This is a genomic window from Streptococcus sp. Marseille-P7375 (genome assembly GCF_902460365.1).
GTDB classification, from domain to species: domain Bacteria; phylum Bacillota; class Bacilli; order Lactobacillales; family Streptococcaceae; genus Streptococcus; species Streptococcus cristatus_I.
The window spans coordinates 732,642-754,709 of sequence record NZ_CABPTR010000001.1; the positions used below are offsets into that span (position 1 = coordinate 732,642).

Annotated in this window: 27 protein-coding genes; all 27 read right to left on the reverse strand. The window is 39.1% G+C overall.

The genetic code is table 11. From position 1 onward, the window contains the following. Positions 1 to 68 precede the first annotated feature (68 nt). The 27 genes from FZ954_RS03745 to FZ954_RS03875 all read right to left on the reverse strand — a co-directional run bounded on the left by FZ954_RS03745 (position 69) and on the right by FZ954_RS03875 (position 22,037). On the reverse strand, positions 69 to 524 hold the full coding sequence (locus tag FZ954_RS03745; protein WP_148877205.1) for a DUF4274 domain-containing protein: 456 nt from the start codon (positions 522 to 524) through the stop codon (positions 69 to 71). After that, a complete protein-coding gene (locus FZ954_RS03750; protein WP_148877207.1) occupies positions 517 to 1,023 on the reverse strand; it encodes an Imm6 family immunity protein in 507 nt (168 codons plus the stop codon). Before FZ954_RS03750 ends, FZ954_RS03745 begins: the two co-directional genes overlap by 8 nt. Positions 1,024 to 1,033: 10 nt before the next feature. Then, complete coding sequence (locus FZ954_RS03755) at positions 1,034 to 1,522, reverse strand: Imm6 family immunity protein (RefSeq protein WP_148877209.1); 489 nt, start codon at positions 1,520 to 1,522, stop codon at positions 1,034 to 1,036. Between the two features lie 82 nt (positions 1,523 to 1,604). Continuing rightward, positions 1,605 to 2,084, reverse strand: a complete 480-nt coding sequence (locus FZ954_RS03760; RefSeq protein ID WP_148877211.1) for a hypothetical protein — start codon at positions 2,082 to 2,084, stop codon at positions 1,605 to 1,607. Further along, positions 2,081 to 2,560, reverse strand: a complete 480-nt coding sequence (locus tag FZ954_RS03765) for a hypothetical protein (RefSeq protein ID WP_148877213.1) — start codon at positions 2,558 to 2,560, stop codon at positions 2,081 to 2,083. The genes FZ954_RS03760 and FZ954_RS03765 overlap by 4 nt, the downstream gene beginning before the upstream one ends. Next, positions 2,557 to 3,036 carry a hypothetical protein gene (locus tag FZ954_RS03770; RefSeq protein WP_148877215.1) on the reverse strand — a complete coding sequence of 160 codons (480 nt, stop codon included), beginning with the start codon at positions 3,034 to 3,036 and terminating at the stop codon, positions 2,557 to 2,559. Before FZ954_RS03770 ends, FZ954_RS03765 begins: the two co-directional genes overlap by 4 nt. Further along, on the reverse strand, positions 3,033 to 3,515 hold the full coding sequence (locus FZ954_RS03775; protein ID WP_148877217.1) for a hypothetical protein: 483 nt from the start codon (positions 3,513 to 3,515) through the stop codon (positions 3,033 to 3,035). Before FZ954_RS03775 ends, FZ954_RS03770 begins: the two co-directional genes overlap by 4 nt. Continuing rightward, on the reverse strand, positions 3,512 to 3,901 hold the full coding sequence (locus FZ954_RS03780) for a hypothetical protein (RefSeq protein WP_148877219.1): 390 nt from the start codon (positions 3,899 to 3,901) through the stop codon (positions 3,512 to 3,514). The genes FZ954_RS03775 and FZ954_RS03780 overlap by 4 nt, the downstream gene beginning before the upstream one ends. Positions 3,902 to 3,911: 10 nt before the next feature. Continuing rightward, positions 3,912 to 4,292 carry an immunity 22 family protein gene (locus FZ954_RS03785; protein WP_148877222.1) on the reverse strand — a complete coding sequence of 127 codons (381 nt, stop codon included), beginning with the start codon at positions 4,290 to 4,292 and terminating at the stop codon, positions 3,912 to 3,914. Between the two features lie 95 nt (positions 4,293 to 4,387). Then, positions 4,388 to 4,642: a hypothetical protein gene (locus FZ954_RS03790; protein ID WP_262366219.1), complete on the reverse strand. Its 255-nt coding sequence runs from the start codon at positions 4,640 to 4,642 to the stop codon at positions 4,388 to 4,390. Between the two features lie 162 nt (positions 4,643 to 4,804). After that, the gene (locus FZ954_RS03795; RefSeq protein ID WP_148877227.1) at positions 4,805 to 5,200 is read right to left on the reverse strand and encodes a hypothetical protein; all 396 of its coding nucleotides are present in this window, start codon (positions 5,198 to 5,200) and stop codon (positions 4,805 to 4,807) included. Positions 5,201 to 5,307: 107 nt separating this feature from the next. After that, positions 5,308 to 5,640 (reverse strand): hypothetical protein, encoded by a 333-nt coding sequence (locus FZ954_RS03800; protein WP_148877229.1) that lies wholly within the window; start codon positions 5,638 to 5,640, stop codon positions 5,308 to 5,310. 27 nt (positions 5,641 to 5,667) lie between these two features. After that, on the reverse strand, positions 5,668 to 6,045 hold the full coding sequence (locus tag FZ954_RS03805; RefSeq protein ID WP_048792012.1) for a hypothetical protein: 378 nt from the start codon (positions 6,043 to 6,045) through the stop codon (positions 5,668 to 5,670). A 173-nt stretch (positions 6,046 to 6,218) separates the two neighbouring features. Then, positions 6,219 to 6,785 carry an SMI1/KNR4 family protein gene (locus FZ954_RS03810; RefSeq protein ID WP_148877232.1) on the reverse strand — a complete coding sequence of 189 codons (567 nt, stop codon included), beginning with the start codon at positions 6,783 to 6,785 and terminating at the stop codon, positions 6,219 to 6,221. 43 nt (positions 6,786 to 6,828) lie between these two features. Further along, positions 6,829 to 7,140, reverse strand: a complete 312-nt coding sequence (locus tag FZ954_RS03815) for a hypothetical protein (protein WP_148877235.1) — start codon at positions 7,138 to 7,140, stop codon at positions 6,829 to 6,831. Between the two features lie 187 nt (positions 7,141 to 7,327). Then, the gene (locus tag FZ954_RS03820; RefSeq protein ID WP_048792009.1) at positions 7,328 to 7,894 is read right to left on the reverse strand and encodes an SMI1/KNR4 family protein; all 567 of its coding nucleotides are present in this window, start codon (positions 7,892 to 7,894) and stop codon (positions 7,328 to 7,330) included. Positions 7,895 to 8,020: 126 nt separating this feature from the next. Then, positions 8,021 to 8,476, reverse strand: a complete 456-nt coding sequence (locus FZ954_RS03825) for an SMI1/KNR4 family protein (protein ID WP_125372751.1) — start codon at positions 8,474 to 8,476, stop codon at positions 8,021 to 8,023. Positions 8,477 to 8,647: 171 nt separating this feature from the next. After that, positions 8,648 to 9,214, reverse strand: a complete 567-nt coding sequence (locus FZ954_RS03830) for an SMI1/KNR4 family protein (protein ID WP_148877237.1) — start codon at positions 9,212 to 9,214, stop codon at positions 8,648 to 8,650. A 116-nt stretch (positions 9,215 to 9,330) separates the two neighbouring features. Next, positions 9,331 to 11,163 (reverse strand): excinuclease ABC subunit UvrC, encoded by a 1,833-nt coding sequence (gene uvrC / locus FZ954_RS03835; RefSeq protein ID WP_148877239.1) that lies wholly within the window; start codon positions 11,161 to 11,163, stop codon positions 9,331 to 9,333. Between the two features lie 85 nt (positions 11,164 to 11,248). Continuing rightward, positions 11,249 to 12,343 carry a ferrochelatase gene (gene hemH, locus FZ954_RS03840; protein WP_148877241.1) on the reverse strand — a complete coding sequence of 365 codons (1,095 nt, stop codon included), beginning with the start codon at positions 12,341 to 12,343 and terminating at the stop codon, positions 11,249 to 11,251. Between the two features lie 195 nt (positions 12,344 to 12,538). Then, entirely contained in the window at positions 12,539 to 14,983 is a 2,445-nt protein-coding gene (locus tag FZ954_RS03845; RefSeq protein WP_148877245.1) for a CAP domain-containing protein, read from the reverse strand. A 230-nt stretch (positions 14,984 to 15,213) separates the two neighbouring features. Beyond that, positions 15,214 to 18,510, reverse strand: coding sequence for a pneumococcal-type histidine triad protein (locus FZ954_RS03850; RefSeq protein WP_148877247.1), 3,297 nt, complete (start codon positions 18,508 to 18,510; stop codon positions 15,214 to 15,216). Positions 18,511 to 18,518: 8 nt separating this feature from the next. Further along, the gene (locus tag FZ954_RS03855) at positions 18,519 to 19,451 is read right to left on the reverse strand and encodes a metal ABC transporter solute-binding protein, Zn/Mn family (RefSeq protein WP_148877249.1); all 933 of its coding nucleotides are present in this window, start codon (positions 19,449 to 19,451) and stop codon (positions 18,519 to 18,521) included. A gap of 259 nt (positions 19,452 to 19,710) precedes the next feature. Then, positions 19,711 to 20,442 (reverse strand): tRNA (guanosine(37)-N1)-methyltransferase TrmD, encoded by a 732-nt coding sequence (trmD, locus tag FZ954_RS03860; protein WP_045497615.1) that lies wholly within the window; start codon positions 20,440 to 20,442, stop codon positions 19,711 to 19,713. Beyond that, positions 20,432 to 20,950 carry a ribosome maturation factor RimM gene (gene rimM, locus FZ954_RS03865; protein ID WP_148877251.1) on the reverse strand — a complete coding sequence of 173 codons (519 nt, stop codon included), beginning with the start codon at positions 20,948 to 20,950 and terminating at the stop codon, positions 20,432 to 20,434. Before rimM ends, trmD begins: the two co-directional genes overlap by 11 nt. Before the next feature lie 94 nt (positions 20,951 to 21,044). Beyond that, complete coding sequence (locus FZ954_RS03870; protein WP_148877254.1) at positions 21,045 to 21,407, reverse strand: TIGR02328 family protein; 363 nt, start codon at positions 21,405 to 21,407, stop codon at positions 21,045 to 21,047. Positions 21,408 to 21,482: 75 nt separating this feature from the next. Beyond that, positions 21,483 to 22,037 (reverse strand): GNAT family N-acetyltransferase, encoded by a 555-nt coding sequence (locus FZ954_RS03875; protein WP_148877256.1) that lies wholly within the window; start codon positions 22,035 to 22,037, stop codon positions 21,483 to 21,485. Positions 22,038 to 22,068: the final 31 nt, after the last annotated feature.

The following is a 22,068-nucleotide window of genomic DNA, read 5'->3' on the forward strand; positions in this document are numbered from 1 at the left end:
ATAACAAAATATCTCAAAAAACGTAAAAACCATCCCTAGTCCTTTGGATGGTTCTGTCATTTATTTCATTAGATGACTACATTCAAATCTTTGCCCGAAATACCTTCAAGAAATACTTCATCAATTTCTGGTTTTAATTTTTTTAGTTTAAATTTTTGAACCTTCGTTATTTCGGGCTGAAAAGAGATGGTCCCACTTGGAAATTGTTCTCCAAGAATTTTAGTATAGACATCTTTTACAAAACCTTCCCACTCCTCTGATAGCGGATTTTCAAAAGCTGCCTCTCCCTCAAGTAAATACCTGATGCCATCTGCACGATAAAAAGCTAATAAAGCGACTGAAAGACTACACTTGGAATGGTTAAGCACTGCTTTTGGCACTTCAAATCCATTATTCCAGTTAAAATTGTCCAGCAAGACAAACAGCTCATCTTCAGTTTGAAGCTGCTTAAGGCACGCCACAGCTTTAGCATTGCTTTCAGCGTACAAAATATCAGCTATTGGCTGAATTTGTCGATTATCCATTTAAAACCTCAACTCCCTCCTGATATAATCCTAAGCTTTCCAATGTTTGCAAGGCAGTATTTTTTGAAGGAGGACAATTATTCTTCACAAAGCCCTTAATTTCTTCAAGATAATTATAAAAATTCATATTGATTTCTTTTAAATTTTCAATAAATAAGTCTACTAAGCTTGAATCAATATTTTCCAAAGGAGAAGGCAGTTGCTGCTGATTGTCCAGTAGGTAGGCTTCCCTAGCAGTTGCACCGATTACATAGCTAAGATTGTCCCACGATGGAATATTATCCTCATTCTCGTCTAATTGCATGTAGATGAAAATTCCCTTAAAATCCGTTCCATCATCTAGCAGACTATAAAGCTCCTTGCCCGTTTGGTTTTTATTTTCCAAATAACTCCAGCAAGCGTCCAAGGCAACTCGAATTTGTGGCTTATATTCTGTTTCCATATGACTTAGGATGACTTCTGAGTAGACCAGCATGAGATAAAGTTGATTGCTATTCATATTCTCGCAGTTACTCCTCAAATAAAAATTCTAAGTAAGGGATAACAGAGGGGGCTGAGACATAGGCTTCCTCCTCAAGCCATTTCGTTCTCCTTGCAATGTCACTATACCTTTTAACCAGTTGCTTATAATGAATAAAATAATCTTCGAGCGTATCTTCATCCACACACTCTATAGTTTGGGGCAAGTACCGCTGTCCAACGGCTTTGTATGACTGATAAACTACTAACGCAAGGAAAGAATCAATACATATCCACACAGCTGAATCGGTACTTTTATCCAGCTCCGAATAGGTTAAGATGTCTTCCTCGTCTAAATTTTCCAGTCTACCATACAGCAAGTCTGGGGCGGACTCACTAAGCCTATCAATAAATCGGCCCGCAATGTCTAACGTTTCACGCACATATTCCTTATAATCCGAGTTGCCTATATATGTTTCTAGCAGTTCCGTTAATTTTTGCATAAATTGCAAAAGAGGGGGGTTAAGAGTAAATTCCATTTTGATTCCTTTCTGAACCTAGGACGCTGCAAAAGCTATCATAGCTCTAGAAAATTGATTTGCATCAAGCTAGTATCTAATTTCATTCTTCATCTCCTTCATCAGCCTTCAAAAATGCTTGCTTAAAATCCTCATACATTTCAAAGGCGATTTTCATGACGTCTCTATAATCAACGTAATCAGAAATTACGGGATCCAAAATGATATAGTCTCTTGAGATTAGCCATTTGGCATAAGATGCAAAGGGGCTACCCATGATGGCTTTATTTCCCTCATAGATGACCCAAATCAATTCCAATCGACCGCGTTCAAAAGCAAAATGGAAGCCGAAGCGAAAATTTCCGATTTCCTCCAAGTCAATATGGAAAAAACGTTCTCGTTTATCATATTGAGCTTTGTAACCTAATAATTCCACGATCTCCATCAGAAAATCACCATCAAAATAATCTAATTCTTGACCTTTCGGAGTTCTTTTCTGGCTATAATATGTCGATAATTTTTCATATCTCTCTACAAAGTTGATTTCTAGTAAAGCTTGTTCAACTCTAGTATCTAGCTTCATTCTTCATCTCCTGCAGCAGCCTTCAAAAATGCTTGTTTGAAGTCCTCATACATTTCGAAAGCGATTTTCATGACCTTTTCAAATTCATCATAACTGGAAATTACAGGCTTCAGTATAATATAATCTCTTGAGATTAACCATTTAGCGTAAGATGCAAAGGGGCTGCCCATAATGGCTTTATTTCCCTCATAGATGACCCAGATCAATTCCAATCGACCGCGTTCAAAGGCAAAATGAAAGCCAAAGCGAAAAGGTCCGATTTCCTCCAGTTTAATATGGAAAAAGCGTTCTCGCTTATCATACTGAACTTTGTAGCCTAATAATTCAACAATTTCCATCAGAAAATCACCGTCAAAATGATCAAGCTCTTGACCCTTTGGGGTTCTTTTCTGACTATAATACGCTGATAATTTTTCATATCTCTCTACAAAGTTAATTTCTATTAAGGCCTGTTTAATTCTAGTGTCTAGCTTCATTCTTCATCCCCTGCAGCTGCTTTCAAAAAGGCTTGCTTGAAATCCTCATACATTTCAAAGGCGATTTTCATGACGTCACGAAAATCTACATAGTCGGAAATAATGGGCTGTTTGATAATATAATCACGCGCAATCATCAACCTAGGATACCTAGTCCAAGGAGAACCAAGGACAACTTTATCTCCTTCATAAACAACCCAAATCAATTCTAATCGACCATACTCAAGAGCAAAATGAAAGCCAAAACGAAAATTTCCGATTTCCTCCAAATCAATATGGAAAAAACGCTCTCGTTTATCATATTGAGCTTTGTAGCCTAATAATTCCACAATTTCCATCAGAAAATCACCGTCAAAGTAATCCAATTCTTGGCCTTTTGAAGTTCTCTCCCTATTGTATTTTTTAGAAATATTTTCATATCGTTCTACGAAATTGATTTCTATTAAGGCTTTTTCAACTCTAGCATCTAGCTTCATTCTTCATCTCCTGCATTGGCCTTCAAAAAGGCCTGTTTGAAATCCTCGTACATTTCAAAAGCGACTTTCATGACGTATCGAAAATCAACGTAGTCAGAAACAATGGGATCCATTATCTTATTGTCAGCTGAAGTTAGCAATCTTATAATGGTAAACAAATTAGTCCCTAGCAAGACATTTTGGTTTGAATCTTTTAAATCCCAGATGAGTTCTACCATTCCATATTCCAAAGAAAATTTAAAGCCGAATTCATATTGACCATTTTTTTCCTTTTTTAGCGAGAAAAAATACTCTTTTTTGCTAAATTTCACTTCATAACCTAAGGAATTGATTATTCCCATCAAAAAATCACCGTCATAATAATCCAAAGCTTCTTCTTTAGGAGTTCTACTCCTACCAAATGTATGGGACAATGCTTCATATCTCTCTACAAAGTTGATTTCTAGTAAAGCCTGTTTAATTCTAGCATCTAGCTTCATTTTTCATCTCCTGTATCCACTATTTCTACATTTAAAATACCATTATCCAGGAATTCTTCCTCGGATATTTCTCCACTTTCATACATAAAGTGTTTATTCATTGCTATTGAAAGGTGTTTTATTTCAGAAAATGCATCCTCCAGACCGTCTAGAGCTAAAAAGATATCTACAAATCCAGATGTATAAGAGGGATCTTGAGATGATGAAATTTCATTTTTCTTTTTTTCTAACAAGCCAAGCCCGCTATTTAATTGATTCAAGCATTCATTTATAGCTTTTTCACAGCTTTTTAAATCATCTAATTTCTCATCACTTAAAAGATTTCCATTGAAGTTCTGATTTAAGTTCTCACAAAAGTTGATATACCTCGTTACTAGCTCATTCATTTTCCTCTACCTATCTATAATTGACTGTCGCAATAAATTTGATATTGGGCTGTTCTTTGACTTGTCCACAATATTTATAATTGTAAAGCAAAATAATGGAATTGCTTTCAGGTATGGCTAAGTCATCTTCAATCTTCTTTAAATTATCTATGACAACATCTGCATATGAGGCTCCGATTAGATGTTCATATACATTTAAAAATCTTGAATCAAGATATTCTTTTTCGATTAGGTATTCGTCAATATCATCGATATCAATTTGAAAAGCATCATAAAACTTGGAACTGACGATTTCTCCGTCATCATCATACCTTAAGTCGATATAGGTATCTAGCTCTTCCCTACTTGCAAAATTTCCAACCCAAATTGATACTGTATTTTCAGTCTCCATATTCTCACCTCTATTTATACTGAAATCCTGAAATTGTGCTATTAAAAATTCTAGGTTCATTCTAAAAATGCTACTGATGCTAGAACTTATAGCTTTTATCCCTCACTATCGAGCATTAGTCCATCTAGTTTTTCTCTGTCAATCGCAATATTTTTATAGGTTTCAATGGTATTATTTAGAAATCCCATATCCACTTCAGCTTGTCCTTTGTACAAGTTAATTTCTGCACCTAAATCTATGAGACTAGCGAGAATTTCTTGCATCACTATTAACTGGTCTAGATCCAGATAATCACTTTCTAACAAAGTCTCATTTCTCTCTATTCTTGTCTTGATTTCACCAATTGGCAAAGTGTTATGTTTCCTAATTATTTTACATGCCTGTAAGATATTATCTGACATTTTGATCTTTGCGTAGATTATTGACACCATTCGCTCCTCTATAAATATCTTCCATTAAGCACTCCTTTATTCACTCGGTCACCCCATCTGTAGTTATGCGAGAAAAGTGATTCAATCTGAGTCATTATCTTCATCCAGATATTTAACATTTAGGATTCCATCATCCAGGAATTCTTCCTCGTATATTTCTCCGCTTTCAAACATCAATTTCTTATTCAAGGCTACCAGCAAGTCATCCGCATCATCCAATAAAACCTCTAGTCGTCTCAGTCCCCAAAAAATTTCAAGAATCCCTTTTGTATAGACCCTGTTTCTTGAAGATTCAATTGATTCAACCTGACTTTCCAAGATCTGAAGACCACCTTTTAACTGTTCGAAACTTGAATCCCAGTCATCACGAATGTCCTCCAGAAAATCATCTAACTTCTCCTGATCCAGCAGTTTTCCATTAAATTTATCATTAAGTGTTGAGCATACCTGATGCAAATTTTCTAGTACTTCTTTCACTTTCTACTTTCCTTATATATTTATCATCTACTTCTATCTTCAAAGACCACAATCTTGACTGAGAGGGAACAATTCCGCATTATTTCTATATTGGAAAGTCGGAACCATTACTTCGCATCATCGAGCATATAGAAATCGTCTTCCTCAATTTGATTTTTGGTATCTTCTTGTGACTCAATGACATGACTCAAAAATTGCATGGTTACCTTTTCATCATCAAGAAATAATTGAAGCTCCCCGCCCAATTCGGTTATCTCTTCTACTGTCTTTTTAAAGCTCTTTAGGCGCTCTAAATTCAGATATTCTGTTTCAAGCACAGGCATATGATGAGTCATTTTTTCCTTGATTGCTCCGATTGGTTCATGACTGAAATCTCTAATTATTTTCAAAAATCTCGTATCGCTATTATCTGACTTTATTTTAGCAATAAATTTATGCATGGCTGCTCCTTTTTAAAATCTATCCATTCACCGAGTAAACCTATTTTCTTGCTTTCTGCCAATCACATCTTCATCAACAATTTCGCCATTGATTTCTCTAATCTTCTTTGAAATTTGAATGTGAATCTCCCTTAAATCGGCTACATAATTTTCAATATTTAGCAATGAAGAATAGATATCATACATCCCATTTAGATAGGCTTGATTAGCAGTATCATGTATTGATTCTAAGTCTAAATTTTCCATTCTAGCAATCCCTCTGGCAAGATTATCGAAGTCTTCTTGGAAATCTTCACGAATGTCATCACAAACATCCGATATCTTTTCTGGATTTATTAAATGCTCATTATAATGGGAATTTAACTTTGAATAAACGCTTGTTAATTCTTGCAATAATTGTTTCATAAGTGTCCTTTAGTTCATTCTATTCAGGAAAGTATTTGACTTCAAAACAATATCTTCCTCTCGCAAAATAGGCAGGTTGTTAAAAATCAATGTTCAATAAAACTAGTATAACAAAAACTCTAGGAAAAATGAAAATGTGATAACATCAGGTTATCACATTAAACGAAATAAGACTATAGCTTAACAATCACTTGGTCACGACCAGCATACCTATCGATTTCTTCTTGCCAGATTGCTATCAATTCATCATCAACAATGACTGGACTATTTACCTCTTTCATTTTTTGAATTCTTTCGTCAATAGATTTAATCTTACATACCTTACTTTTTATAGTGGCCAGAAATTCTTTAAACGAAAGATTGAAGGGAATAATCTTCTGTTTTTCATGATCAAAAAATGCTATGAGATTATAATTTTGTTTAGAAATTCCCAACAGAATATAATTACCAAAACTATCCTCTGCAATCGGTAGGTAGCCAGCTTGAATATGCTCGGATAGAAAATCATGGTCAAGGAAATACTGGAAATTGTATTCGTAATCAGCATTTTCAAAGCCATAAAAGGCTCGAATATCAGAACTCTCTTTCTTTATTTTAAAGCTTGTCTGTAAGGTATTTCCACCATTATAGTTTATTAAAAAGGTTCTATATTCTTCCGGCAACAAAATGTCATGATTTTCTTCAAATTGAGCCACTGCCTCTGAAACACCTGTTTTATCAAATGGAAAAATTCTTAACATTTTTTCTCCTTTTTTGTTCTTGAATAGCCAGTATACTTGAATTTCAGCTATTTCTATCTATTTCATCGGAAAGTTTAAGCAATATGTCACATAATTCCTCAAAATCCAAAGATAGATTGCGTAGACCTATTATCATCTGTGAAATTGCTTCTCTGTCCAACTGATTGTCTTTTGTAAGAGACTGAACCAGCTTTTCATTTCCCTTTTGTATCCAACCTACATGATTTGGAATGTAGTCCCTTAAATAGTCTGTGAAATCTTCTAGAACATCTTCTGAAAACGGCACCTCAGCTTGACTCGTTTGAATCAATGAAATGCTTTCTGCTATTTTATTTAACTCTTTCTCAATTGTCATTTTATTCTTCTTTCATGTTAGAAATACGTTCCGATAAATTATCCATCTTTGACTGAGATAGATTACAGAGCCTGTTCCTTCAGGAAAGTAACTTAGAAAGTCAATGATGAACAAATCTAGTATAACAGAAACTCTCCAAAAAATAAAAATGTGATAACGTCAGGTTATCACATGAAACAAAATAAGACTACAACTTAACAATCACTTGCTCACGACCAGCATACTTATCAATTTCTTCTTGCCAGATTTCCTTTAATCTAGGAGTAATTTCTTTTTTGCTGCCTACGGCTCTCATATCGGCGATTCTTTCTTCAATCGTGCGAATCTTTTTCTTTTTGCTTTTAAGTTTAGCCACCCAGTCTTCAAAATTGATTTCTAAAGGCCGCACAAGCTGGCCTTCATGATCAAAAAAAGCTAGCTGATTGAAATTTTTTTCTATAACACCAAGAAGAATAGAATTCCCAAAACTATCCTTGGCTATGGGAATGAAGCCTCTTTCTAAAAACTCTTCTAAAAAACCACTCTCAATCAAATATTGGAAATTATTGTATTGACTCGCTTTATTAAAACCATAAAATGCTCGTATGTCTGAAGTTTTACGATTTATACTAAAACTAGTTTGCAAGCTATTCCCGCCATTGTATTTAATCAGAAATTCTTTATATTTTTCTGGGAGCTTAATTGTAAACTTACCTTCAAAATCCGCTATAGCCTGATCTACACCTTCTGTATCGTAAGGAAATATTCTTAACATTTCTAACTCCAAATTTTTTACTATCCTGTAAAGTTTCAATTCAATCAATCCACTATTTTTTAAAAATAAGTACTAAATAAAAGAGGGACTACACATTCTCACATTCTAATCCCTCCCATTTTACCATTAATTTTGGACTAATTCTAGAAATTCGGTAAAAGTGCGAGCTAGAAAATAGGCATTATTTTCATCACTTGAAGCTTCTAGATTATATGTATCATCATAGTAATAAATACCTTCATCCTCATCACCACTCAACCAGAAAACTAGAAAACCATGTTGCAAGGAATCACCTATAATGATTGAATTAGAAAAAAGATCATCCAAGTATTCATCAGTCCAATCTTCTATATCAAAGTTTTTTACGCCAGTCTTAATCCCATATAAAACATCAATATTAATTTCTTCATTGATGTTCTGTATCTCAATAGAATTTTCAAACTCATAGGAAGGACAGTGTCCACCATTGTTTTCTTTCAAAAAGTTTTTATAATCTTCTGGAAGAGTTAGGTTGTATTTCTCTTCCAAATCTTTTATATCCTCATCACTGGTATGACCTAGTGCACGGATCATTAAGCTCATCTTATTTTCCTCTTCTTTTTAATTTCTGGCTTGTAATCTTTGTTGCATATATTCCATTTGAAGAGCTATTTTACTTAAGGTACTTGATTTTGGAAACCATCTTGCCCATCTTTCGCAAGAGCAGAGGCAAGTCAGAAAGTCAAAGACCAAAAAAGCCAGTATAAAATAGCATTACAACCTAACAATCACTTGCTCTCGGCCTACAAATTCATCGATTTCTTCTTGCCATAAAGCTTTTAACTCATCATCAACTACAACAGAACTTCCAATTTCTTCCATTTCTTTCATTCGTTCCTCAATGGATGGAATATGAACAACAGGACTTTTTGTTTTTTTTAGAAATTCAGCAAAATCGATAGTAAATGAAATATACGTTTGCTTTTCATGATCATAAAATCCTATTTTATTATAATTACTAGCACCGACACCAAGTAAAATATTATTACCAAAACTATCTTTAGCTATGGGTAGATAATGATTTTCAATAAAATCTTCTAAAAAGCCTTTTTCGACTAGATAGTTAAAATTACTAAAATGGTTAGCCAATGAGAAACCATAAAACGAGTGGATATCTGAACGAATTTTCTCAATTTTAAATCTTGTATCAATCGTATCTCCGCCATTATACTTTAATAAAAATTCTTTATATTTTTCAGGCAAGGAAATAGAATAATTTTTCTCCAATTGTTCTATTTCAGTTATGACACCATCGGTTTTAAATGGGAAAATTCTTAACATATCTACCTCTTTTCACTACTGGCACCAACAATATCCTCCATCAATCTGGTTGAGCAATATCATTCAGTATTTGAAAGCTGTATCTGAATCTCTCTAAAATCAGATAAATTTTTCTTTCAATCTATGCCTACAATCGGTTCCGCAACTTCTAACAAGGGTCGGGATGGCTCTATTTGATTGAGTTTTGCCTGCACAGCTTCTGCCACCGCTCGCGGTACGCCCACTTCGACGATTTCATCGACACTGGCTTCTTTAATCTTGGTCAGAGATTTGAAATGCTTCATGAGATTTTGCTTGCGTTTTGGTCCCAAGCCTTCGATGCCATCGAGTTGCGATGAGAAGGAATTCTTAGACCGGAGCTGGCGGTGGAAGGTAATGGCAAAGCGGTGTACTTCATCTTGAATGCGCTGGAGGAGGAAAAATTCCTGAGAATTACGGGACAGTTCTACAACTCGAAGAGGATCTCCAAAGAGCAATTCATGGGTCTGGTGCTTGTCATTTTTTTGAAGTCCAGCGATAGGAATATCAAGCCCCAACTGGTTCTGGATAACTTCTTTAGCAATATTGACTTGACCTTGTCCACCGTCAATGACAATCAGATCTGGTGGCGTCAGCCCGTCACGTATCACCCGACTATAGCGGCGCTTGATAACCTCTCGCATACTGGCGTAGTCGTCCGGCCCTACCACGGTCTTGATCTTGTATTTGCGGTAATCCTTCTTGCTAGGCTTACCATTGACAAAGACCACCATAGCCGATACAGGACTGGTCCCCATGATGTTAGAGTTATCGAAAGACTCAATCCGAACGGGCGTCGGAATGTTAAGGAGCTTCCCTAGATTTTCGATAGCGCCCTGCGTTTTCTCAACAGATTTCTCCAAAAGATCAAATTTCTGCTGGAGGCTGACCCGAGCATTCTTAATAGCTAGATTAACCAGCTGTTTCTTCTCGCCTCGCTGAGGCTTGACTACTTTGGTATCCACCACGGCCCGGACAGCTTCTTCATCAATGTCTGCTGGAATCAAGATTTCATTGGGCTTGAGGTGGGACTTTTCTTGGTAAAACTGGCCAATATAGGTCAGGAAATCTTCGTCGGGATCATTGTAATAGGGGAAAAGATTGACATCACGCTCAATCAGCTTACCTTGGCGCACAAAGAAGACCTGCACACACATCCAGCCCTTGTCCACATAATAGCCAAAGACATCACGATTCTGCAAATCTTTAGCCATGACCCTCTGCTTGGTCCGAAGTGTTCCAATCGCCTGAATCAGGTCACGGTATTCGGCCGCTCGCTCAAACTCCATGGCTGCAGCTGTTTTATTCATCTTCTCACGGAGCTCATCGATAATCTTATCGTCCTGTCCCTTGAGAAAATCCGACACTTCCTGAGCCATATTCTTGAAATACTGGCTATCCCGCTTGCAAATCGTATGGGCTTCACATTGCCCTAAGTGATAATAAAAGCAGGCTTTCGCAGGTGGATTAGTACATTTTTTGAACGTAAAAATGCGATCGAGCAGGCGCTTGATTTCATTGGCTGCACCGACATCCGGATAAGGCCCAAAATAAAGACCGCCATCCTTTTTGACTTGGCGCGTGATAATCAGACGAGGATAAATCTCGTTGGTAATCTTAATAAAAGGATAGGACTTATCGTCCTTGAGCATGATATTGTACTTGGGCTTATTTTCCTTGATTAGATTTATTTCTAGGAGCAAGGCCTCGATATTAGACTCCGTAACGATAAACTCAAAATCCTCAATCTCGGAAACCAGAGCCTCCGTCTTGGTATCGTGGCTGCCACGGAAATAAGAACGGACCCGATTACGCAGATTTTTAGCCTTGCCGACATAGATAATGGTACCGTTTTTGTCCTTGTGAATGTAACAGCCGGGACTGGTCGGCAACAGTTCCAGCTTGGATTGAATTAGCTTGTTTGTAGACATATTTTCCCAAAACCCTATCTTTTCAATAGAAATTTTTCATTTCCTAGAACATGCACTGTTACAAATGTTTATTTCTAGGCTAGACTTACTTTGATTCTTGCGCCCTTTTTTCTAACATTTTCTTTATGAAATAAGGCATTTTGACATTTTCTCTGCCCTTTTTCTCTATTAACTTTTTGACAAATTCAGGCATCTGAAGTTCTTCTGTTTCGCTTAAGATTTGATTACTTTCTTCTGAAGGGGCCAATTCGTCAAAGGTTGTTTCTTCTGGATGCATGTATCGAAGCTCTTCTGTTTCATGCTGACGAATAGTTGCTAATAATGCATCAATCAAACGGGAGTCTGTGTTAGGCATTGGTGGACGATGATAAACCACACCGAGTTCTTGGCACAATTCCTGACACTCCACATCATTATCAAACAGTACCTCGATATGTTCGCTGATGAAACTAATTGGGACAAAGATATAATGTTGCGGATGGTTCGTTTGATCTCGGAGATATTCTAAAACATCTGGCTTGATCCACGGCAAGCCAATATCGCTTTCGCTCTGCCAAGTATTGGTATAGTCAGATGGAGCAAGGCCCAGCCGATGTGCAATCAACTGTGAGTTTTCAATAATCTGATCAATATATGGATCTTCAAAATCAAGTGCTAAAACTGGCACACTGTGAGCTGAGAAAATGACCTTAAAACTTTCATCTTTGACTTTTGTTTGCAAGATTTTCCTGATTTCTTCCTCCCAAAAGCCAAGCAAGTCCTCAGCCTGATACCATTCTTTGATAATATGGAATTTAATTGTCTGGCTCGTAATAAATTTTTCATACCCCATAACAGAATAAAAAGAATAATGCGGTTCTAAAATCAAGCAGATACATTCCTCAATCCCGTCATCCTCCATCTGCTTAATAACATCTGGAATAAAGGGGCGGGAAAATTTATTAGCAAAATAGACAGCATACTCTCCCTTTAAAGCTTCTTTCACCAGCTCAACTTCTGCCCGCGTGATGCGTTGCAGGGGACTGCCACCAATACGCTGATAATTATCATGAAGGTGCTGAATCTCCTGATCAGTAGGCCGCACGCCACGACGGATATTCGTGAAAAATTCTGCAATATCCTCAAAAGTATAGCCCTCTGGCGATCCAAAGGTCATCATTAGAATAGCTTTTTTAGTCATAAGTTCCTCTTTTTGTATAAAATCCTCTGCTATTATAACATGATATCCCTTGAAAAGCAGATAAAAGGAATGTTTTCTAACCAAATTTAAGAATTATTTGAGTATCAAAAACTTTTCTTCCTAAATTTGATTCAATCAAACTAATTAGCCAATAAAAAATGAAGTGAGATGTAACACTCACTTCACTATTATATACTATAAAGTTTTTCTGCGGCGATGTTTCACTGCACCTGCGAGAAGAGCTGCACCCAGAGTCATTCCAAGGAAGGCTAATTGCTCCGCTTCCGTTCCTGTATTAGGAAGGACAACTGACTGGTTAGGCGAAGCTTTAGGAGTCGCTGGAGCATTAGTATTATTATCAGTTTTTGGCTGAGCTTGAGTAGCTACGTTAGCCAATGTTTCAACCGATGCATCCTTCTCATCTTGAGAAGCTGAATTTGCATTCGAAGTCAGAACCGTTTGATTACCTGCACCTGCTGCAGCAAAATTAAGTCCACCATTTGCTTGATAGGTAGTTGTAGTGGCAGATACTAGGGCTTGACGCTCTTCTTTTGGAAGAAGGTCTAGCAAATAATTGTAATTTGCTAGCAACTCATTGTAGACTGTTTGCAAATCCATTAATTTTGCATTCTCAGTCTCAGCAACAGCTTGTTTAGCCTTCAGGTCAGCCTCTGCTGTAACCAAGTCTTGCTTAGCTTTTTCCAATTGTTGTGGAGCTGTTTTCAGATCTACAACTTTCTTCTGAGCCGCTGCTACACGATTTTGAGCAGCGACCAATTCAGCTTTGGCTGCTTCTAAGGCCTTATTCTTGTTCTCCTCAGCCGTCTTCAAAGCTGCGAGCTGATTCTTAGCCTCTACTAAGGTTGCCTGAGCTTTTTGCAATTTAGCCTGATATGGAGAAAGGGCAGACGCGATTCTTGCTGTTGCTGACTTCAAAGCAGCTTTTTTATCTGACAAGTTTTGTTGAGTCAGAGCTAAGGCTTTCTCAGCAGCTTCAAGATTCTGTTTAGCTTTTACAACAGCAGCCGCACGATCTTTCTGTGCCTTGTATGAATCTGTCAACTGATTGTTTAAAAGATTCAGGCTAGACTCTTGACTAACCTTTTGCGCTTGTAACTCTGCCAAGCGATTCTTCAAGGCTGTCACATTGGCACTTGAAGCAGCCCCACGACTGCCGCCGCTGCGAAGAAGTTTCTCCATCGCCTCAACAGTTAGCAATGTGCCATTATTAACTCTTTGATTGAAATTCCGAACATTATGGAATCCAACTTCTGAAGTTCCGTATGGAGTTCCAAACTGATTTGGATGAGTGTCATAAGCAGCAGAAATAGCATTGGCCTTGTTATCCATCATTTGGACATAGTGACCGATTTGCGCAAAGACGTTAGGCCCTACCTTCATATAAATGGCATTGGCATCCAGTTGTCTTTCATCAGTTGGCAGGCCGTATTGAGCAGCAATCTTTTGATACAAGGCTTTTTCACTATGCCAGAAATTAACCGCACCTTGAGGATTGAAGCTGATGGCCACGTTTTCATTGCCGATCAGCTTGCCCATGTGCCAGTTAGCCTTCTCAAAGTACAAGGTCTGAATTTGGCTGGCAACATTAGCATATGGATCCACCAAAAGCTCTGGGAGACCCGCATTACGACGGTAAGCATTGATAGCCTTAACCAATTCCAAAGCCTGCAAGTTATTTTCCAAGCTGGCTGGGCTAGATGGATCTGAACCAACCGTGATGTTGAATTCATTCTGACCACGTTTGTAAAGAGCTAAAGCATCAGCTGCAGCATTTCTTACAGCTTCGTTGTTCGAATTATCTCGAAGATTCTCTAAGAATTGCGAATAGGTCGTATTCCGTAAATCAACCGGTGCTGTACTTGCATTTTTCTGTTCATGCACCAACTCTGTATTTGTTGCAGCAATCAATTGCTTAGTCTGCTCTAACTTAGCCTGAGTTTGATTGATTTTGTTTTGGATTTCTGCTTGATTTTGTGGCGCAGCATTTGCTGCTTGTTCTGCTTTTGCTAGTTCATTTTTAGCATGCTCCACAGCTGTCTGAGCTTGATTTTCCTGATTTTTAGCAGTTTCCACAGCTGCAGTTTCTGCATGAACTGGTTCTTTGGCTTTGTTTAGTTCAGATTCTGCCACATCCACCAATGATTGTTGACCAGCAATTGTATTTTCTTGGTCTTTAACTGCTTGACTTGCTTCCTGAACTGCAGTTTCTGCTTCTTTGACAGTTTCTGATTTTGCTGTTACTTCTTCTTCAGCTTTTTTAACACTGGTCTCTGCTTGAGAAATGTTTTCTTCAGTTGCTGCTTTTTCATTTTCAGTAGCTGTAGCTACTTTCTCTTGAGCCTCTGAAACTGCAGTTTTGGCTCCTTCAAGGTCTGCTTCAGCTTTCTTAGTTTGCTCTTGTTGCTGATTTACATTTTTCTTGGCAGCATCTGCTTTTTCCTTTGCTTCTGCTACATCCGCTGTCGTAATTGGTTTCTCGGTAACTGCTGTTGCCTTTGGTTTCGTAGCCGTTGACTCAACGAGTTCATCCGCTTTTACCTGATGGCTAAGCGCACCAGAAATAATCGTTGTCGCTGCAATGCCAGTTGCTACAACGGATTTACCAATTTTCTTGTCCATAGACATCTCCTTCTAATAGCACATGTATCATTTCATATTTTAGTCCTACGCTATAATACTAACATAAAATGACTGGTTAAACCAGTCAAAACCATATCATTTAAATAGAAATTTTATTACAATTCTATGACAAAAATCGAACGCTTCATCCTAATAAAGTGGAAATAGAGCGGATTTAAAGCGTTTTCTAGCTTCTTCCGCTCCTTATTCCATTTATTTCGAAAAAATCTTTACTGCTTATTTTCTGCTGGTGTCACTTGACTTTCAGCCTCTTTTTCTGAAGGAGCTGCTGAATTTGATTTTTCTACTTCAGGAGTGGCTGATGAGCTTGACTCTTCCACTGATTCTTCAGGAGACTCACTAGTTTTTTCTTCCTTAGTCTCCTCAGCCGGACTAGCCTCCGTCTCAGTTTTAGCCTCAGTAGGAGCTTGCTTGTTGGCTTGAAGCTGATTAAAGAACGCTTCTGTTTCGGTTAGCAGAGCTGCTTTGTCCTCATTAGGATCAGATAATTTATCCAATAGAGCATCTACCTTGGCAAATTGCTCATCTGTCCCCTGTTGTTCCTCAAGCATCTTGTGGGCGGACATCAGCAAATTGTAAATTTTAAGATAGGTCTCTTTATCCTTGAGCGCTGCAGATGCTTGCTGTTCTTTTAAGGTTTCAACGATTTGAGCCAAGAGCGTTTTCGTTTCTGCTAAGATTGTTTCTCTATCTTTGCGTGCTTCTTGCAAATCAGTTCGAAGTGCTGCGAGTTGCTTTTGATAATTTTCTTGCAGAGTCGAATCCGTTACTTTTTCCAAAAGTTCTTGACCTTTTTGGAAGAGAGCTTGGAGAGTTTCTTCTGAGATTTCCTCTGTAGGCTGCGGTGCAAATTCTCCGTACAATTCTTTTAAGAAACCATAGATAGCCGTCTTATAACTGTGATCGTCCAGCTTTTCGGTATCCAGAACCGTTTTATCCTTGGCTGAAGCTGCCTCGCCACTTGCCAGAGCCTTATCAACTTCGAGCTTGGTTTGATAGAGTTCCAAGAAAAGAGCTTTCAGGTCTACCGCTTCAATAAAGGCCTGAGATTTATAAAGCTTGAGTGTCAAATCAGCAACTTTCTTCCGAAGTTCTGGCTGCAAACGAGCATCATCAACCGCAAGATAGAAAGCTTTGAGATACTCGACGGAGGTCACTCCTGTCCGGTCTTGATAATCTTGCAGACTTGCCAATAGCTGCTCAATCTCAGCCATCTTAGCTTCATTTTTTTCTACCTTAGCCGTCTGCAATTCACTGAGCAAGCTGGTTTTATTCACATTGTAGCTATCCGTTTCCAAACGTTTGATCTTGTCAACCAATTCTTGATATTTTTTATCAACTTCGGTCAGCTCTTCCGTTTTCGCTTTTTCATCAACATGAATGTAGTGCTTATCAAATTGATCTAAGCTGGCCAAATATCCCTCTGTTGAGTTGCTTGGCAATTGCTTCATGGTTTCTACAAAATTACCGAGGGCTAGCTCGATTCGACGTTGCATAAGCAAGTCTTTAGCATAAATGGTTCGGCTAGCTTCTAAGAGGGCATCCACCTTTTCAAGAACGGCCTTTTGATCATAAGCTCCTGCTTGATAAGCTGATTGCAAGGCTGGAATTTTATTCTTCAAGCCTAGATTCAATCCTTTGGATTGGACACGGATGTAGTGGTTGTGATCTCCATGCGGAATGACAAACTGACCATTTTCAACCTGAATACTGTATGGAGACAGACCTGAACGCAGGGCTGTTGTATAAAGCTCGTTTAGGAAGTCCAGCTCTGGATTTCCAGTTTCTAGAGGAATCCGAACATGCTCTTTTCGAACAGCATAGGGGTGGATATGGGTCGGATCGTAGTCTTGATCCGGATTATTAAAGACAAAGAAGCCTTTTGAAATCTTAATTGCTTCACGCGGTACGCCATAAGTCTTGGAAATATAAGCGATTTTCTCTTCGTCACTTGCGTCACGAGAAAAACGGTCATATTCTGTGCTGACTTGACTGGATTGACTTGAATCTTTGTGCTTAGCCAGGTTCGCTTCTGCTGCTGCAATCTGATCTTTGGTCAAATCTTTTTTGAAGAAATAATGTGCATGCCCGCCGTGTTGGACAACGTAACCTTCCTCATCTTTTGAGATGACATGTTCAGCATGGAAACCATGATCGTGCTCATCTTTATCAGCTGGTTTGGCTGGCTGACTTGGATTTGCTGGTTGACTAGGCTGGCTTGGTGTACTTACAGTAGCCTTAGGATAAGTCTTCTGACCAGCAACAGGAATGTTCCGAGCTATTTCTTCTTCTAGGGCAGACAGTTTGTTGTAAGGGATAAAGTGGTAGTGATTTCCGTGTGGAATGGCCACTCCTTCTGCGGTCCGTCTAACAATTTTACTTGGATCAAAGACAAGACCATCTTTTTCAACATAGCGTTTTTCTTTTGGAGTACGATAGAGTTTCTCAAGTAAGGTTTGGTAACTTGATGGTGCATCTTCTGCTTTTTCAGATGGTTTAACTCCGTGCCCAGCATCTGATTGGGCAGGTTTGGACGCTTGAGCTGGCTTAGCAGTCTGTCCCTTGTCAGCTTGATGCGCTGGCTTAGTCACAGTTCCTGCATGTTGATTTTCTGATGCCTTACCTGTAGGAGCAGAAGCCTCTCCTCCTGTATTAGGATTTTCAGCTGGACTAGCTGCTTGCTTGCCTCGCTGCAAGGAATCCCAGTAGGCTTGGGCAGCCGCTAATTCACCTGGCGACAGATCACTTTTAGGAATATAATGTATATGACCGCCATGTGGCACAAGGAAGCCATCTCCTGTATCCGAAATCACATCAGATGGACTGAAAACATAGCCGTCATCTGTTGTATAGGCGCCATTGCTCCGACTCGATGCAGTGCCTTCTGCTTGATAGGTCCTCTTTCCTGCAGCATAAGCGGCACTTGGACGACTGAAGTCTTGCGTTTTTCTGCTAACAGTTTGGGTCGATTTAGCTTCTGAACCGCCTTCGCCTTCTTCCTTGCTAGGATGAATTTGTCTTTGCCGTGCGATTTCATCAACTGAACGAACATTGCTAGTTTCTTTGGCATTGGTCAGATAGAGATAATATTTTCCTGCAACCTTGATAATATAGCCATCTTTCACTTGGTTGACAATATCTGATTCTTGCAATTGATAATTTGGATCCCGCATAATCAACTCTTCACTCAGAATTGCATTAAAGGGAACCTTGCCATTATAGTAATGATAGTGATCACCATGTGAAGTCACATAGCCTTGGTCCGTAATCTTGACAACGATTTGCTCAGCAGTAATGCCTTCTTTGGCCTGAATTTGCTCAGGTGTCAATTTCTCGGCTTTTTGAGATTTATTGTCCTGCTTATTTGTAGATTTCTTTTCTACATAAGCCACTCGATTTGTTGCTTGTTCTTGTGGCTTATCTGCTTGATACTGCATGATCGCATAACCGCACACACCTAGTGTAGCTAGTACCGCAACTGAACTAATAATATATTTCTTTTTCATATACCACCTCAATGTTTTAATTCTTTGGCTAAAATTTCTAAATTATCTTCTAAATTTTCAAGATAGGTCTTATCATTTTCAGGATCTACTTCGAGAGGATTTAGCACCTTTAGGTTGACTCCTGTCGCCTTCTTTAAGGTTTCAGCCAACTTAGAAGAAGCATTGCTCTCGACAAAAATCGTCTTGACTTTATAGGTCTTGATAAAGTCTTGTATCTCGGTCAACTGCCTTGGACTAGGCTCTTGGTCTGGCGAAATCCCTGAAATCCCTAGTTGCTTGAGACCGAAACGCTTGGCTAGATAAGAGAAAGCTGTATGCTGGGTCACGAAAGTTTTTTCATCTAGACCGTTAAAGACTCCTTGATATTTTTGGCTCAGGGCCTTTGCCTTCTCTGCAAATTTTTGAGCATTTTTCTGATAGGTATCCGCATTTTTACTATCTAGCTTGGACAACTCTTGAGCAATGAGCTGCGCTTCTTCTGCCACTTTTTCAGGATCTAGCCAAGTATGTGGATCATAGAGGGTCTTTTCATCAATCCCTTCCTCAGCAGACACTTCTTCTAGGCCGGCCACCTTGTCCAACTGCATCCCGTTGCTGGCTTCTACGACCTCTACTTTGGACTTTTGTATGCTAGGATCCAGACTACCGGCCCAAGACTCCAAAGTCCGAGAATGGTACACAAAGACATCTGCTTCATAAATAGCCGCTACATCACTGGCTGACGGCTCAAATTCATGAATTCCTGCACCCGACTGAATCATCCGTACATCATTCAAATCTCCTGAGACTTCTTTGACCATCGAATAAATCGGGTAAAAACTCGTGACAATATTAAGCCCGCGTTTGCTGCCAGCACCGCTTGCTTCCTTTTTACTACAAGCGGCAAGGCCAAGCCCCAGCAAGACTAGACTTAAAGCTATCAAAACTTTTTTGATTTTCATTTCAACTCCTTAACCAGTTTAGCAATCATTCAAAGAAATAACTATTTTCAAAACATTCTTTGCTAAGAATTGCTTTAAAAAATAGCTTCTTTTGTTAACTGGTTTATTAACTAGTTAAGATAATACTCCTTTTTATTTTTTCTGTCAAGAAGGAAGTTTGAATTTTTTCAAAAATTTTCCAACTATTCATCCAAATAAAAAAGCCACAAATGTGGCTTTGAGAAATCGATATCTAATTTTTGCTATTTTATAGAAAGGACTAGTGTTCACTATCCCTACTATTGGCTCGAATTTCTTCCAACATTTTGGCTTCTTCAGCTGTACATTCATAGTTTTCCAGCAAATCCGGACGACGCTCATAGGTTTTTTTCAGACTTTCATAAAGACGCCACTTGCGGATATTTTCGTGGTGTCCACTCATGAGTACTTCTGGAACAACCATGCCCCGATAGTCATAAGGACGAGTGTACTGAGGATACTCCAAGAGTCCAGACGAAAAGCTGTCATCCGTGTGACTGACTTCCTTGCCAATAACCTCTGGAATCAGGCGAACTGTCGCATCAATCATGGTCATAGCCGCCAATTCTCCTCCGGTCAGGACATAATCACCCAGCGAAATCTCGTCCGTCACCAAGGTCTTGATCCGCTCATCATACCCCTCATAGTGACCGCAGATGAAGATCAATTCCTCTTCCTGAGCCAGCTCCTCAGCATATGCTTGATCAAAGGTTCGCCCAGCAGGATCCAGCAAAATCACGCGCGGCTGCTTCTTTTCAATGGCATCATAGGCATCAAAAATTGGCTGAGCCCGCAGCAGCATGCCCTGACCGCCACCATAAGGCTCGTCATCCACATGCCGGGATTTTTCCGCATTTTCTCGGAAATTGTGATAATTGATTTCCAAGAGGCCTTTTTCTCGCGCCTTGCCAACAATCGAGTGCTCCAAGGGCGCAAACATCTCCGGAAAGAGAGTCAAAATATCAATCTTCATCGTCCAGTCCTTCCGGTATCTCTACATCAACCCGACCTTTCTCGATGTTAATGCCTAGCACCACTGGCGGAATGTAAGGTAGCAGCAAGTCGCGCTTGCCCTTACGTTTGACCACCCAGACATCATTGGCTCCTGGCTGGAGAATCTCCTTAATCGTACCTAGCAGAAGATCATTTTCATAGACTTCAAGGCCGATAATCTCATGGTAGTAAAATTCCCCATCTTCCAAATCAGCCAAGTCTTCTTCGGCTACTTTCAGACTAAAGTCACGAAATTTCTCGATGTCATTGATATGATACATACCCTTAAACTTGATAATATCAAAATTCTTGGCCTTGCGGTGGCTGGCAATCTCCACATTCATGACAAACTGGTCTTTCTTATCGAAAAGGGCCAGTTTATTGCCTTTTTTAAAACGCTCTTCCGCAAAATCTGTCACTGACAAAACCCGCATCTCGCCTTGCAAACCTTGGGTATTGACGATTTTACCAACATTAAAATAATTCATTTTTACTCCAGTTAATCTTTTTACTATTCGTTTTATTGTATCATTTTGCTGGCTTTTTCTCAAGGCAGGCCGCTGGCTCAGACAGCGGAAAAGCTTATAAGTCAATGCCTTTTTCTTTGAGATTTTGCAGGCATTCCTCATAGTAAGCCGCATCATGCTCGGCGTAAATAGGACTCGCCAGAGCCACTTCTTCCAGATGCACATAAGCCGGACAAGTCTTGCCACGATAGTCCCGCTCCAGCCACTCTGGGGACACACGATAACCTCGCTTGCTCATCTCCTCCATAATCAGCTCATGGTAGCGATAAAGCAAGTAAGGAGAGTAGGTAAAAACATAGTCAACGGTCGCATGTTTCTTGCCCCAGCCATTACCACGAAGGGCGCAGCATTCCCGATGCTGGCCAAGCAGCTGCGGACGGGGAAGATTGGGAATCAATGCTTGATGCCAGAGTCTCATTTTAACCTCCATTTAGTAAAAACAAAGCAATCTTTTATTGCTCCAAATCGCCATTGAGCTCCAGAGAACATCCTTTTAATAATCGCTGAAACGTCTATGTTTGATTTCAAAGTCAAAATAATTCTCTTCCTGAAGTCGGTGGAAAATGTCCCGATAGGCTTCTTCGTCAAAAGAATCCCCTCGATACAGAATTTCAAAGCTAAGATCCTCATATTCCAGAAAGGCATTGGCTGACCGGAAGCCCTTGCTCTGATAAAAATCCCAGCGAGCTTGACGCTGTTCAAGATTGTCACATGGCTCATCTAGACGCTCGATTTCTAAAATCATGGTTCGCTGATAGAAATTGACCAGCTTTTCAATGATTTCACCGCCATAGCCATGGCTGCGCAGGTGAGGCATAATCGCAAAGAAACTAACATAAAAGGCTTGCGCGTTGGAAATGGCAAAGGCAAAACCAACAAACTCCTTTTCATGATAAAAGGCGAAAAAATTAGCATCTTCCTGTTCCTCATATCGTAAAAATTCACTGAGCGGTATCCTTTCCTCTTCTGGGAAAGCTTCATTATTCAAGGCTTCTACCTTATCCAAATCTGGAAAATCTGCTGTAATGATCTGGCTAGTTAAGCTCATAAAATCACTCCTTTTCTAGTGATAGTATAAC